Annotated in this window: 16 protein-coding genes; 6 read left to right on the top strand and 10 right to left on the bottom strand. The window is 31.4% G+C overall.

What is annotated here, in order from left to right:
• Window positions 1–147: 147 nt before the first annotated feature.
• The 3 genes from KPL50_RS14655 to KPL50_RS14665 form a co-directional block, all read right to left on the bottom strand.
• The gene (locus tag KPL50_RS14655; protein ID WP_216299278.1) at window positions 148–1,320 is read right to left on the bottom strand and encodes a M20 family metallopeptidase; all 1,173 of its coding nucleotides are present in this window, start codon (window positions 1,318–1,320) and stop codon (window positions 148–150) included.
• Between the two features lie 50 nt (window positions 1,321–1,370).
• Window positions 1,371–3,494 (bottom strand): cell division protein FtsA, encoded by a 2,124-nt coding sequence (locus KPL50_RS14660; RefSeq protein ID WP_216299279.1) that lies wholly within the window; start codon window positions 3,492–3,494, stop codon window positions 1,371–1,373.
• 105 nt (window positions 3,495–3,599) lie between these two features.
• Entirely contained in the window at window positions 3,600–3,899 is a 300-nt protein-coding gene (locus KPL50_RS14665) for a hypothetical protein (protein WP_216299280.1), read from the bottom strand.
• Between the two features lie 232 nt (window positions 3,900–4,131).
• On the opposite strand from KPL50_RS14665, the gene KPL50_RS14670 reads away from it, so the two are divergent.
• Window positions 4,132–4,482 (top strand): YmaF family protein, encoded by a 351-nt coding sequence (locus tag KPL50_RS14670; RefSeq protein ID WP_216299281.1) that lies wholly within the window; start codon window positions 4,132–4,134, stop codon window positions 4,480–4,482.
• A gap of 78 nt (window positions 4,483–4,560) precedes the next feature.
• On the opposite strand, the gene KPL50_RS14675 is transcribed toward KPL50_RS14670, so the two are convergent.
• Window positions 4,561–4,704 carry a hypothetical protein gene (locus KPL50_RS14675; RefSeq protein WP_164959668.1) on the bottom strand — a complete coding sequence of 48 codons (144 nt, stop codon included), beginning with the start codon at window positions 4,702–4,704 and terminating at the stop codon, window positions 4,561–4,563.
• 62 nt (window positions 4,705–4,766) lie between these two features.
• Window positions 4,767–6,812 (bottom strand): ATP-dependent helicase, encoded by a 2,046-nt coding sequence (locus KPL50_RS14680; protein ID WP_253200634.1) that lies wholly within the window; start codon window positions 6,810–6,812, stop codon window positions 4,767–4,769.
• A gap of 139 nt (window positions 6,813–6,951) precedes the next feature.
• Between KPL50_RS14680 and KPL50_RS14685 the strand changes: the two genes are divergently transcribed.
• Window positions 6,952–8,430: a nicotinate phosphoribosyltransferase gene (locus tag KPL50_RS14685; RefSeq protein WP_216299282.1), complete on the top strand. Its 1,479-nt coding sequence runs from the start codon at window positions 6,952–6,954 to the stop codon at window positions 8,428–8,430.
• 44 nt (window positions 8,431–8,474) lie between these two features.
• On the top strand, window positions 8,475–8,843 hold the full coding sequence (locus tag KPL50_RS14690; RefSeq protein ID WP_216299283.1) for a hypothetical protein: 369 nt from the start codon (window positions 8,475–8,477) through the stop codon (window positions 8,841–8,843).
• Window positions 8,844–9,055: 212 nt separating this feature from the next.
• Here the strand turns inward: KPL50_RS14690 and ndk are convergent, their stop codons facing one another.
• The 3 genes from ndk to KPL50_RS14705 all read right to left on the bottom strand — a co-directional run bounded on the left by ndk (window position 9,056) and on the right by KPL50_RS14705 (window position 10,656).
• The gene (gene ndk, locus KPL50_RS14695) at window positions 9,056–9,529 is read right to left on the bottom strand and encodes a nucleoside-diphosphate kinase (protein ID WP_216299284.1); all 474 of its coding nucleotides are present in this window, start codon (window positions 9,527–9,529) and stop codon (window positions 9,056–9,058) included.
• A gap of 91 nt (window positions 9,530–9,620) precedes the next feature.
• Window positions 9,621–9,809, bottom strand: a complete 189-nt coding sequence (locus KPL50_RS14700) for a hypothetical protein (RefSeq protein WP_253200635.1) — start codon at window positions 9,807–9,809, stop codon at window positions 9,621–9,623.
• 205 nt (window positions 9,810–10,014) lie between these two features.
• Window positions 10,015–10,656 (bottom strand): lactate utilization protein, encoded by a 642-nt coding sequence (locus KPL50_RS14705; protein ID WP_216299286.1) that lies wholly within the window; start codon window positions 10,654–10,656, stop codon window positions 10,015–10,017.
• A 273-nt stretch (window positions 10,657–10,929) separates the two neighbouring features.
• Between KPL50_RS14705 and KPL50_RS14710 the strand changes: the two genes are divergently transcribed.
• Window positions 10,930–11,289, top strand: a complete 360-nt coding sequence (locus KPL50_RS14710) for a helix-turn-helix domain-containing protein (RefSeq protein ID WP_253200636.1) — start codon at window positions 10,930–10,932, stop codon at window positions 11,287–11,289.
• A 190-nt stretch (window positions 11,290–11,479) separates the two neighbouring features.
• Window positions 11,480–11,830, top strand: a complete 351-nt coding sequence (locus tag KPL50_RS14715) for a hypothetical protein (RefSeq protein ID WP_216299287.1) — start codon at window positions 11,480–11,482, stop codon at window positions 11,828–11,830.
• A gap of 87 nt (window positions 11,831–11,917) precedes the next feature.
• Here KPL50_RS14715 and KPL50_RS14720 read toward each other — a convergent pair whose 3' ends face one another.
• Window positions 11,918–12,532 (bottom strand): CoA pyrophosphatase, encoded by a 615-nt coding sequence (locus KPL50_RS14720; RefSeq protein WP_216299288.1) that lies wholly within the window; start codon window positions 12,530–12,532, stop codon window positions 11,918–11,920.
• Window positions 12,533–12,711: 179 nt separating this feature from the next.
• On the opposite strand from KPL50_RS14720, the gene KPL50_RS14725 reads away from it, so the two are divergent.
• Window positions 12,712–13,971, top strand: coding sequence for an MFS transporter (locus KPL50_RS14725; RefSeq protein ID WP_216299289.1), 1,260 nt, complete (start codon window positions 12,712–12,714; stop codon window positions 13,969–13,971).
• A gap of 194 nt (window positions 13,972–14,165) precedes the next feature.
• Here the strand turns inward: KPL50_RS14725 and KPL50_RS14730 are convergent.
• Window positions 14,166–14,260: IS3 family transposase (locus KPL50_RS14730; protein ID WP_216297197.1), on the bottom strand; the 95-nt coding region annotated here is incomplete at its 5' end.

Here is a 14,260-nt window from a genome sequence, read left to right on the forward strand (position 1 = left end):
CATATCCTCCTAATTCTTCTATCTCTTCTTTTTTTATCTCTCGTTCTTTTATCTAATGACGATCTTCAGATAATCTAATTTATTTTATAATAAATCAACTTACATTTTAAAAAAACACATCAAGTATCAATTATATACTAATATGGGTTAGGAATTCAATAAAAATTCGAAAGCTAATTTACATTGCATAGCTACACCTATTGATAAACAACTCTCATCTATGTCAAATAAACTTCCATGGGCCGGATTTACTATACCTTTTTCCACATTACCACTTCCTAAAAAATAAAATAGTGCTGGTCTTTCATTGGAAAAATAAGCAAAACTTTCCACTCCCATAGTAGGTTGGTCTAATATATGTACATTGTCCTCACCAATTACTTCACTTGATTTTTTTTCAAACATATCTGCAAGTTCATCATTATTATAAAGGCAAGGGTAGCTTTCCTCTATATCAATCTCACACTTCCCTCTCATAGAGTGCGTGATGCCCTCTACTACCTGTACTAACCTATTTTTTATATATTCTCTATGTTCACCTTTTGTAGTTCTAATAATTCCTGATATTGTCACGTCTTCTGGTATAATATTTTGAGCTGTGCCCCCATGAATGGAACCTATAGTGATTACTGCTGCATCTGTGGGTGGAATTTCGCGACTTACAATACTTTGAAGTGAAATTATAACATTACTAGCTATAACAATAGGATCAATAGTCATATGTGGACTTGCACCATGCCCTCCTTTACCTATTATTTTTATAGTAAAGGGATTTGATGCTGCATAGGCGTTGCCTCTTTTTAAACCAACAGTTCCCGCTTCTAACCACTCCTCAACATGAAGTCCAATAATTGCATCTACGTTGGGATTTTGAAGTACTCCTTCTTTAATCATTAATGGTGCACCACCAGTAGTTTCTTCTGCTGGTTCAAAAAACAATTTAACATTGCCGCGAATTTCATCTTTCATACTATTTAATATTTTAGCTGTCCCTAAAAGTATAGTAGTATGAGCATCATGTCCACAAGCATGCATTTTACCAAGAATTTTAGATGAGTAACTGCATATTTTCTTATCCTCTAGGGGAAGTGCATCCATATCCGCCCTTAGCGCAATGGTTTTTTCACCCTTGCCGCGAATAATAGCACAAATCCCTGTTCCAGCTACCTCATAAAATTCAATGCCTTCCACTAATAAAAAGTCTTTTACCTTTTGAGAAGTTCTAAATAAATCAAAGCCAAGTTCTGGATTTTCATGAAGATCGCGCCTTATTTCTATTAACTCACTTTCAATATTCTTTGCCCTATCTAAAAAATTCAATATTTACACCTCTTTAATTGTTAATCATCCACAAGAATAACTAATTTATTTTATTTTGTTTCAGATGCGATAATGCTATTTTCCCAATATATTTGAATTATATCTCCATTATTTAGCGTCTCGTAATAACTAGCTTTACTTCCATTGAGCATTAGTATTAAGTTTCCCTTTGAAATAGACAAATCAAATTCTACATAATCAAAGATATCTAGAAATATGTATTTTTCTTTATTTTTAAGGGTAATATTTTTTTTATTAACTTCAACTACAACTTTTGACACTCCGCTTTCTAATTTAGTATGTACATCTTTTGTGCTAGCCTGGTTATCATTAACTATTGACTGCTTCTTTTCTATTTCCTTACTCATTTCAAAGGGTATATCCGCTTGTTTATCCTTGCACTCTTCCACCTGCAGCGCAGTTTTTTCATCCTTCACAATTACACTATATATTCTGTCCCCTTCTTTTATAATATAATCCACTTGCAACTCTTTATTATTCATTATAAAAATTGAACCACCTGCAATATCTGGGAAATACTTTGCATATTCCTGCATGGTAGTAGGGAATATTATGCTAACGTCGTCATCTTCTTTTATTACAGCGTTTATTAAAGCTCTTTCGCCATTAATAAATGCTGCAGGCTCAATGTTTTGTATTACATCTTCAAAATAAAAGCCAACTGCTTGAATATTCTTCACAAAATCCATAATTTTAGGCTCAGCATTTTTTCCATCAATGCAGAAATCCATATCAATAACATCGCCTTCTTTTACCTCAGAATCAATATTGCTAGATAGCTTGTTTATCTTTATTTCAGCTCCCTTAGCTAGCGTTCCAAAGGCAACTCGTTTTATCCCATTAACTATAAATCTTATATTACGTCCGTTCTTGCCAATCAATATTTTGGGGTTTATGCCTGCTTGTACCATTACATCCATAACCGTATGTTTATGTGCATTAAATAGACTTATAATCTTATCATTTATGGTGACGTCAACAAAGTCATGTCCTAGTTTCTTTATTGATATAAGTGCAATACCTAAAACTGTAACTCCTATGCTTCCAAGGTTACCATCACATATACAATCAACTACTGCCTCTCTCCCCTTAATTGCAACCCGTTGCATTGGTAGATTTAAAATTTTAGCAATATTTTCTTTAATAAACGGTGTATGTGCTCCCCCACCTACTAGAAATACCGCGTTAGGGGCTTTCCCTCCATTTAATTCAATTATCTTATTTCCAATTTCTTCTGAAATCTTCGTAACTGTAGGATTAATTATTTTTAATACTTCCTCTGGCTCTATTTCATTTTCAAAGCCTAAAACATCTATAAATTGAATTTTGTCTTTTCCATTGCACTGCTTTTTAATCTTTTCAGCAGTGTTAAAATCTACTAAATAAGCTTGTGCTATTACTTCGGTTATCTCATCTCCTGCAATAGGTACCATCCCATAAGCACTTATGCTATCCTTACTACTAATAGCAATATCCGAGGTACCTGCTCCGATATCCACTAAGGCTAAATTTAATAATCTTAGATTCTGTGGCACTGCAGCTTCCATAGCAGCTATTGGTTCTAAGGTTAAACTTACAACTTCAAGTCCAGCCTTATCCATAACAGCATAAAGGCTATCAATCACTGAGCGTGGAAGGAAGGTTGCAATTATTTCTACTGCAATCTTCTCTCCTTTGTGTGCGTTTAGATTTGAGATTACGTATCCATTTAAATAGTAATTTTTCACACTATAGCCTACGCAATAAAGCTTACCTTGTGTGGACTTATTTACTTCATCCTCAGCCATTTTAACTGCAGTAAGCTCTAAACTTCTAATAACTTCCCTATCAATTTCATTATCGCCATCTATTTCTATTTCAGACTTTATTTCAGTTGTTCTTAAAAACCTTCCAGCAGCAGCAATAGCTACCTTCGTTAATGAACTATTTAAGTTGCCCTCTAATTCTTTTTTTACTTTTTTTACTCCACTAGCTACTAATTGAATATCATGAATTTGACCATCAATCATAGCTCTTTCTTCATGTTCTATATAACTTTCAGCAATAACTTGAAATTTCTTTTCAGCTATTACCCCCACTGTTCCTATGATGGATCTTGTACCTATATCTAAAGCAAATATAATATCCTCTGCGTTAACATTTGTGATTTCCATTTCTATACCTCTTTTTCACAAAATTATTTTAATTTAATAAGCTCATATTCATAGAATATGAGCTTATTAAAATTATATAACATTATATAGCAACTTTCAACAAAACTACTGTATTAACTTAATTACTCCAGAGTTTTCTGTTATATAAGGTAATTGTTTTATAATAGTGTAAATATATTTTGGTTTTGATTTATCCTCTTTTAAAACCTGCTCCAAGGATACTTCATTATAATATAATAGCTTGCACCAAAAATCTACAAAGTCATCTCTTGTAATAAAAATTATATTATCTCGCTCTTTAACTGTAAATCCACAATTAAATCTTTCCACAATTTCTACATCTGAGTATTCTTTATTTGACAAAATTAGGCCTACATCCTCCCACATTTTCTTAAATGCAACCATTATATTCCTCCTTAATAAACAAATAATCTTTATAGTATAACACAATTGCACACTATGTTAAATATTTCTTCCTATTACATTATATGTGTTATGCTTTTACTTTGCAACTACATAATATAATACAAAATATCACATATTCTATATTATTGTTCATTTGTATATTCCTTTGTTTTTAGTGTCATTCTCGATTAATCTACATATTATATAGTGTCGAAGGACAAGGAGTGATATAATGTCAAAAGATCATTGTAAAAAAGAACCACAATTTCACGACCATGAGTTTGAAGGAAGCGTCAGATTAGCTGAATTAGGTTCAGATGATGCTCATAATCATAGATTTGCTGGAGTATCCAGTCCTGCAATACCTGTTGAAGGTGGACATGTTCATAAAGTTAAAACAAGAACAGACTTTTTTGATCACTTTCATATAATTGAAGCAGTTACTGGTCTACCGATCCCTGTTGGCAATGATGGAAAGCATGTCCATTTTGTAGAGGCTGAAACTAATGTCGTTGATGATCATTTCCATGAGTTAATATTTGCTACACTTATAAATGCTCCAATATTTGAAGAAGAATGCTAGTATAAATGTAGTTGGGTTAAGGCATTACCGTTAAGGTAGTGCCTTCTTTAGCAACATCAGCTTTCCTTGTAATTCGCCCTATTTATGTTTTCCTTTTTTCTTCATTTTAAGATTTCCTTTTCTACCAATAGATTCAGTAGGCTTATCCTTTGACGTTGCTTTGACACCTTTAGCCTTTTCTATAGCAGTATTAATAGAGTTTTTCCCTTTTGGAAGTGCCACAATTAATCCCTCCTTATATTAGAAAATCGCAAGTACACTATTGATTATTAACAATTCATATTTTAAACTTTTGATATTAGTGAGTTATTATATAATACCGCTGCATCAAATTTCCTTGTAACTCCGCCCTCAAACCTTAAATCTAAGTCTTTGCTTGTAATTGAAATTACCTTTCCCATTCCAAAACTTTTATGCAATACCGTATCTCCTTCTTGAAAAGGCAAATCTGTAGATACCCCTACGATATTACATTCCACAACAAATCGTGAGGTTTCTTTGACTTTTCCTTTTACGTTTTTGGAAATGCATAACCAAACATTATCTATAGCTCTTGTTACTCCTACGTAAAACAGTCTTCTTTCTTCTTCTATATTCTTATCCATGCTATTTACATGTGGGATATTCTCTTCATTACAATTAATCAGGTATACATTTTTAAACTCCATACCTTTCACACCATGAATTGTACTAAGTATTACTGCATCCTCATCTGTGCGTTTCTTTCCCTTACTAATTTCTTCTTTAACCTGGTCTACATGTGCTAGAAAAGCTATTATAGAGTTATACCCCTCTATCGATTGTCTAAACTCCTCAATAACATCCTCCATTTCACCTAAATCAATCTTAAACTTAGTACAATACTCTCTAATATAGTCGTGATAGCCTATACTTAAAACTATATTGTCTATAGCACTTCTCAGAGAAATTTTATTTAAAATGTGAATACTCTTTTTTAGCTTATCTAACATCTTCATTTGAAAAACAGGTACGCCGGAAATTTCCTTTACAGTTTCAAAACAATCTTCTTTTACAATATTTCTTCTTAAATTATCTAAATTTAATTTACTCACATATCTAAAAGGCTTATTAATTATTCTAAGAAAGCTCTCTTTATCCGATTCATCAATACTTAATTTTAAATATGCAATTATATCCTTACAAATGAAATGTTGAAAGAAGTCATATTCCTTATCCAAAAGCATAAAAGGTATTCTTTTTTTAATAAAAACATCTACTAGACTTCTACACTCTACGTTTGTTCTGTACAATATGGCATTGTCTCTATAATTTTTATCCTGCAAATCATGACGACTTTGAATAATGTTACTAATTTCCTCTGCCTGAGAGTTCTCATTTACATTATTAAGTACTGCAATACCACCATCTTGCTCTTTAAACGCTATTATATTTTTTTCATTTCTCATGCTATTATTTTTTATAATATTCATGGATATTTCTACTATATTCTTCGGACATCTATAGTTGGTGGAAAGAGGTACTTTTCCTCCCCCTTCAAAATGCTCTGAAAACTTCACCATGCACTCAGGATTAGAGCCTCTGAACCCGTAAATACATTGATCCTCATCTCCTACTGCAAAAATAGAACTGTCTTCATTTAACAGTTTTAGTATATCAACTTGCATAGAATCACAATCTTGAAATTCATCAACTAGAATATGCTTAAATAAAGCTCTATAACCCTGAAGTATCTTATAATTTTTTACAAACAAATCTCTACAGCCTATTTGCAGATCATCAAAATCAAATAAATTTCTTTCTTTCCTATATTGTTCATAAATATTATAAGCTGCTGTAAATATTCCCTTATCAATACTTGAATCAAAATTTTCTAATGCTTTTCCACTTGTTTTAAATACAGAAATATTATTTATGACTTCCTTTACTTTTTCATCGCTTACCTCATCCAAATAAGACATCAATACATTTTTTATTAACTTATACACCTCTAGCGTATCAATTATGTTTATCTGACCATAATAATTTTTAAGAATCTTATAAAATAAGCCATGAAAGGTTCCAAAAAACGGAACCCTCTCTCTTCCATTCATAGCAATATACCTGTTTTTCATATTAATAGCCGCAGCCCTTGTAAAAGTAATGACGATAATATTACTCGGTTTAATGTTTTGCTCATTTATTAAATGAACAATTCTATTAACTATAACTACTGTTTTTCCACTACCTGGCCCTGCAGTAACTAGTAAATTCCTATTATCTGAAAAAACCGCCGCTCTTTGCTGTACACTTAAATTTGAATTTATTTTATTGTTAACCATTTTATTATTCATACTGCGCTTATTCTCCATTTTCATCCACCTACTTTAAATTGTCATATATTATGTTTATACCCAAAATACTATTGTATTAATCCTATTTAAACATTAAAATATAAATATGTTATAATTCCATTATATACTCTTATTAAATTTCAAAGGGGAAAAAATTATGAAACACTCAAAAGATTTTAACGTGAGGAATGAAAGAAACCTAACAATGCTAGTAGACTTTTATGAATTAACTATGGGGAATGGTTACCTCCATAATAATGTTCAAGATAAAATCGCCTATTTTGATATGTTTTTTAGGCGAATACCTGATGGCGGCGGATATTGTATTATGGCCGGTGTACAACAATTAATTGAATATCTTTCAAACTTAAAATTCTCAAATGAAGATATATCCTATTTAGAAAGCAAAAATATTTTTTCAAAAAAATTTATAGATTATCTAAAAGATTTTAAATTTTCTTGTGATGTATGGGCAGTGCCGGAAGGATATCCTGTTTTTCCTGGTGAACCCTTAGTTATAGTTAAAGGACCTATTATGCAGGCTCAATTCGTTGAGACAATGATACTCCTCACAATAAATCATCAAACCTTAATAGCTACTAAAGCAAGTAGAATATGTAGATCCGCAAAAGGCAGACCTGTTATGGAATTTGGTTCTAGACGTGCCCAAGGTTATGATGGTGCTATATATGGGGCTCGTGCTGCTGTTATTGGTGGTTGTGTTGGTACTGCCTGCACCATAGCTGAAGAAATGTTTGGTATTCCTGCAATGGGTACCATGGCTCATAGTTGGGTACAGCTTTTTGATAATGAATACGATTCCTTTAAAGCTTGGTCTGAAACTTACCCTGATAACTGCGTATTGCTTATAGATACTTATAACGTACTGCTCTCTGGTGTTCCAAATGCCATAAGGGTATTTAATGAAGTACTTAAACCTATGGGCAAAAGACCTAAAGCAATTCGAATTGATAGCGGCGATATTACCTATTTAACTAAAAAAGTTAGAATTATGTTAGATGAAGCTGGATATGAGGATGTAAAAATCACCATTTCCAATTCCCTTGATGAATATATAATAAGAGGAGTTTTGGAAAACGGCGCACAAATTGATAGCTTTGGCGTAGGAGAAAGACTTATTACTGCGAGATCAGAACCAGTATTTGGCGGTGTCTATAAACTAGTTGCTGTTGAGAATGATGGACAAATTATACCAAAAATTAAAATTAGTGAAAACGAAGAAAAAATCACTAATCCTGCTTTTAAAAAATTATATAGAATTTTTGACAAAACATCACACAAGGCTATTGCAGATTTTATTTCCTTACACAACGAGGAAATTGATGAAAGTAAGCCCCTTGAATTATTTAATCCTGTTTATACTTGGAAAAAGAAGAAAATTAAGAATTACTATGTAAAAGATCTTATGGTTAAAATATTTGAGAATGGACAGTCTATTTATGAATCTCCCTCTGTTATGGAAATAAAAGCATTTTCCGCTGTGGAAGTGTCTAAATTATGGAGTGAAGTTTTAAGATTTGAAAATCCTCATGCATATTATGTGGATCTTTCTTCTGATTTATGGAATCTTAAGCAGGGTTTATTAAATTATTATTCTGAAACCTTTGAGGAGTAACAGAAAAAAAATTGTTGTCTCCTAAAGGAATATAAGGAGGAATTATGGAACAAACTTTAAAAATAAAACTTTCTAAAACTGCTCATGATAAGCTTATAGAAATGCTTAAACTGAGCGTGGAATATACCAGTGTAAGATTTATGCACGCAAGTGGTTGTTGCAAATCTCCAAAAGTTGACATTTACTTAGATAATTTCAAAACAGGGGACATTAAAAATAATATTGATGATTTGCCAATATTATATGATGAAACTCTTTTGGATAGCATTGTAGAACTCACAATAGCCTATAGTGATTCTAGATTTTGGATTAAAACAGTTTCCACAAAAGAGAGTGACACTAATTGTTCTAAATCAGGTAGCGAATCCTGTGGTGGTTGCTCTGGAAATTGTGGTTCACATCAGTCACTGTAACATGAAAATAATAAAGAACGTTTAAAAAAGTATATATTACGTAAACTGCATTCGAACAAGCACGAGTAATTCTTAAATAATTTTATGAAAGACACGTTAAGAAAAGTAAACGCTTGAGCGTATAGCGAGTTTTTACTTTTTAGTATCTTTCATAAAATCAGCTTAGAATTACTCAGGACCTAGAGTGCAATTGCAGTAATATATACTTTTTATTATACATTTATTATTGGACCATCAATTTTTTGGAACAAATCCACAGTTTTCTTATAACTATCTTTGCAGGTAAGCTCAGAAAACCAAATTGCAATTTCACGTTCTGCACTTTCAGTAGAATCCGAGGCATGAACTAAATTGTGAGTTTTATCTAGTGCAAATTCCCCTCTTATACTTGTCAGTTCTGCTTTTACAGGATCTTTATCTCCATTGATTTTGCGTGTTACATCCACAGCTTTTTCACCTATCAGAATCATTGCACACATTTTGCCTTCAGTAACATAATTTATTAATTCTTCAAAATATTCTCTTCCCTTATGCTCCCTATAATGCTCTTTAGCATCGTCCGTGGTGGCAGCAATCAATTTTAGCGCCACAATTTCTAGTGATTTCTCTTCATAATGACTAAGAATTTTTCCAATAAGTCCTCTTTTAACACCATCAGGTTTAATTAAGACCAAGGTTCTTTCCATTTAAATTCACTTCCCTGTTTTGTATTGTATTAACTATAAACTAAATTATATCCTATTATTAGAAATAATACACATACACCAATAAATAATCCTAGGAATATTTTTCTTTATACAACATTCTTAATGGGGAGGTTTTATCCTCATTAAATAAATCATAGTCAGAAATATTCTTTATAGTGAAGGGTTTGAAATTTTTCAATTCAAGAAATGGGCATTTTCCTCCATTATCCGCCCATTTATAGAATGCACACTCCTTAAAACAGTCTATATCTTCTTCCATAGTCGTTAGAAAAGGACACTGTAACATTTTAACACCCCACTCCCATAATTTGTTAGTCTAGCAACATTGTTACCGTGGTAACATTATAAGACATTTTAACAAAAAATTGAAGTGTTTTTTGAAAAAAATTCACAATAATCACACAATAAATAAATAGATAAATATAAGTGGATTTTCCATACAAAATGTAATAGTCTAATTTTTTTTAAAAGCCGAAATCTTCTCCAATTACAACCACGGTAATATCAGTTCTCATAGGCATTCTTTTAATTACAGAATAAACTCTACAGGCTCTAGTATCCGCTTTGCAGTCACTGCAAACTCCAGTTTTAGTACAAGGATTTGGCATATTTAGTCTTTTGCAATTCATGGGTGCCGCAATTTGCTCTAATCTTTCAAAAGCAGAAGCTTCATTTTTACAAATTTTATTAACTCCAACTACAACAATGACTTTTTTAGGTCCAAAGCACATGGCTGCTACTCTATTCCCCACTCCATCAATGTTTACAAGTTCTCCCTCTAAAGTTACAGCATTAGAACTGCATAAAAAAACATCAGAAAGCAGTTCCCCCCTCATAGTTTCCATTTTTTCTTCTAATGATAAAGTCGGGTCACCATGATCTAATACATGTCCACCCATGGACTTTACTTTTTCTTGTATCCCAAGTTTTTTTATAGTCATGGATCCTCCAAAACCTACTCTGTCACCCTTATGTACATTGTTCATTATAAATTCTGAAGCTTCCTCACCACTTTTGCAATAAAGCGCTGAAAAGCCATTTTTCTTAAGAACATCTACTGCTTTTAAACCTATGGTCTCATTGTGCCAATTATGAATTTCTTTCATTATTTTCCTCCTCTTTTTAAAATGCTTTACGTTAATTCTATATTTATTATACCTCTTAAGCACAAAATTTACTAAAGCTTGTTCAAATTGATTTTACACATATATTGGATGGGATTTATATTTTAGAAATATTGCATATAAAATATATCAATGATATAATTGTAAATATTAAAGGTTTTTTAATCAAGTACTCACTTATTAGTGCCTTAGTATCCTAAAGTGCTTACTGCATTAATAAATGTATCCTCTCCAGAGGGAAACTAGGAGGTAATTATGGGAGATAACCCAATGAAAATAAATAACAAAGAATATAGTTGTGCCATAGAGTTAACACTGGATATTATAGGTGGAAAATGGAAGCCAATTATTCTTTGGAAATTAGCCAAAAATGATGTATTAAGATTTAGCGAATTGAAGCGGTCTATGGGTGGCATAACACAAAAAATGCTAACACAACAGCTTAGAGAATTGGAAGCATATGAAATGGTTAATAGAAAAGTATATGCGGAAGTTCCTCCTAAAGTAGAATACTCTTTAACAAAGCAAGGCAAAAGTGTAATGCCTATACTAGATGTTATGTGTAAGTGGGGAACAGATTATTTTGAAAGTGTTGTTTCTGACAAAGAGGAATAATTTTTTATAAAAAAGAGTGAAAATCCACTCTTTTTTTGTTTTTTTTTAATTATGCATGCTAACAGGCTGCAATGCTTACATATTACGTATATAAAATAAACATATGTTTTAACTTTTTGGGCATATTAATTATATAAAATGTGTTTTTATGATCATTTTAGCAATTATATTTCTAAAAGGAGTGATTTTTTTGAATATAACAAGTTTTTCTTTAGCCTATATATTTTTAGGGATTTCTATAATAGCCTTTGTATTTTTCTTATATTATAAATTTCTAGTAATTAACACAGGTGATAAAAGTAAAAGACGTGATAAAATTATTGGCTCCATGAAGGACCCTGACAATTGGAGACATAGAAATAATATCATGGCTTTTATTTCTCTTTTTTGGGCTTTCATCTCACAAATCGCTTTTATTTATTTGAAATTTTTTAATAAGTCAGGATTAATTTCAATTATATATGTTTTTGTGTATATAGCAGTTGTTGTATTAAGTGTTTCAATATTTCTTAAGAAGAACAAGGTTGTGGGTAGTAAATAGTTTATTTATTAAAAAGAGTTGTAGCAAAATAGAAATTAATTTCTATTTTGCTACAACTCTTTTTAATAAATCATCCACTGCAATAATTTAAATACTGTCACTATTTTGCAAAACCTCAATAAAGCTTTTAATAATCTGTGCTGTGAAACCCCATATTATATAGTCATTATATTCATAAAAATACTCATCCATATATCCTTTTCTAAAATTATAGTCTTTGCCACCATTTATTAAATGAAATGGAAAACCATCTTGATTTACAGGTCCTATTTCCATTTTATAAAGCAGTGGCTCATTCTCTAAAAAGAATTTTAATGGAACTTTAAATATATGATTTACCTCATCTTCGCTTGGGTTTATTTGTCCATATTTTAGTTTTCCTACAAATGCATGCATTATATTTCCATAAGGGCTTATATAATAATCCATATCTCCTATAACTTCAATTTGATCTCTTTCTAAATTTAATTCTTCCATGGTTTCTCTTATAGAAGTTTCCCTTGGGTTCTCATCTTTTTCTACTTTTCCACCAGGCAGGCAGACATCTCCTGGCTGACTCCTTAATTTAAGTGCACGCACTTCAAATACTAGATCTAATTCACCATCATCCTCCATAAGTAATATCATAACTGCACTTTCTTTAAATTCACCTATTGGCTTAGAATCTCTATTTTTAAATATCTGTTCTAGCTTATTTATCATTTTAATCACCACCAAATTATATTCAAATTAATAATATCACACTAACTACTTTATAAAAACAACTTATCATTACAAAATTTATATTGTAATGATATAATTGTAACTATAATACAATATAGGGATTTTTATGTCATTATCTAAGCTTTATAAGAGAGTTTTTTACCTAGGGGGGCTATAAAATGAAAAGAATATCAGCATTACTTGATCCTTATAGAGGATTACCAAAAGAAATATATGTGATTTTTGTTTCAAAAATTATAAATGCTATGGGCTGCTTTGTCATGCCATTACTTACCCTTATTCTTACAGAAAAAATCGGTTTATCTAAGGAAATCTCTGGAATTTACATTAGTGTCTCTGGGTTATTATTTATGCCTGCAGCTATTATTGGTGGTAAATTAACTGATATTATTGGCAGAAAAAAAGTTATTATTATATTTGATTTCTTATCTGCAATGCTTTATATTGTTTGTGGATTCATGGACCCATCTATAAAAATGATTTACGTATTGATGATTGCATCTATGAGTATGGCTATAGCTGGTCCCGCTCACGATGCACTTATTGCAGATTTAACTACACCTAAAAATAGGGATGGTGCTTATGCTTTGTCCTATATGGGTTGGAATATCGGGTTCGCCATAGGCCCAATTATTGGTGGACTTCTATATGAAAATTATTTACCACTTATATTTATAGGTGATGCCGTAACTGCACTTATATCCCTTAGTCTAATACTTATTTTCATTAAAGAAACTATACATCTTACAAAACAAGAGGTCACAGGGGAGGGTAGATATTTAGAAACCAGAGAGGAAGGAACAATACTATCTGTATTATTAAAGAGGCCAATTCTCATATATTTTGCAATATGCACTTTGGGCTACAATTTTGTTTATTCCCAGTGGTCATTTATGATGCCGATCCATTCAAAACTAAATTTTTTAAGCCTTGGCGCTAAATATTATGGTTTAATGGCTGGCTTTAACGGATTAATAGTTATGCTTTTTACTCCACTGATAACTAAAATGTCAGAAAACGCGAAACATATTAGAAAGATGATCTATGGAGGCCTTTTATATGCATTTGGATTTGGTATGCTAGGTGTATTAAATACACTACCATTCTTCTTTGTATCTGTTTTCATATTTACTTTAGGTGAAATCATTTTGTCAATAAGTATTGCTCCATTTATAGCAAATCACACACCTATGTCCCATAGAGGAAGAATGAATGCCGTTCTTCCAATAATATTCGGCATGGGCTATACCTTAGGACCCATAACTATGGGCAAAGCCTTGGGCTATATCAGTATAGAATCTGCCTGGCTAATTTTAGGTATGGTAGCTTTTATATCATCAATATTTATGTGGATGCTTGAAAAGTATGATGAGAGACAAAAGAAAAATAAAAGAGATATTTTCACCACAGTCGGCTAAACATATAATTTCATGTTCTTTCAAAATTAATAGTATTTTTTTCTTATATTATGCTAACAAAAGTATATATTGCGTAGAATGCATTGGAGCAAGCTTAGTAATTCTTAACTAAATTTTTTGAAAGATACGTTAAGAAAAGTTCATGTTTGAGCGCTAGTAATCTGTACCCTTTGTCAATGACAATTTAAAAAAACTTATATTAAATTAAGGAGATGATTTCTGTATTGAACAGGAGTCATCTTTTCTAAATCCCATTGATATCTATATCTATTATAATAAATCATATATT

This window comes from Clostridium sp. CF012 (genome assembly GCF_018861755.1).
Classification (GTDB): domain Bacteria; phylum Bacillota; class Clostridia; order Clostridiales; family Clostridiaceae; genus Clostridium_AD.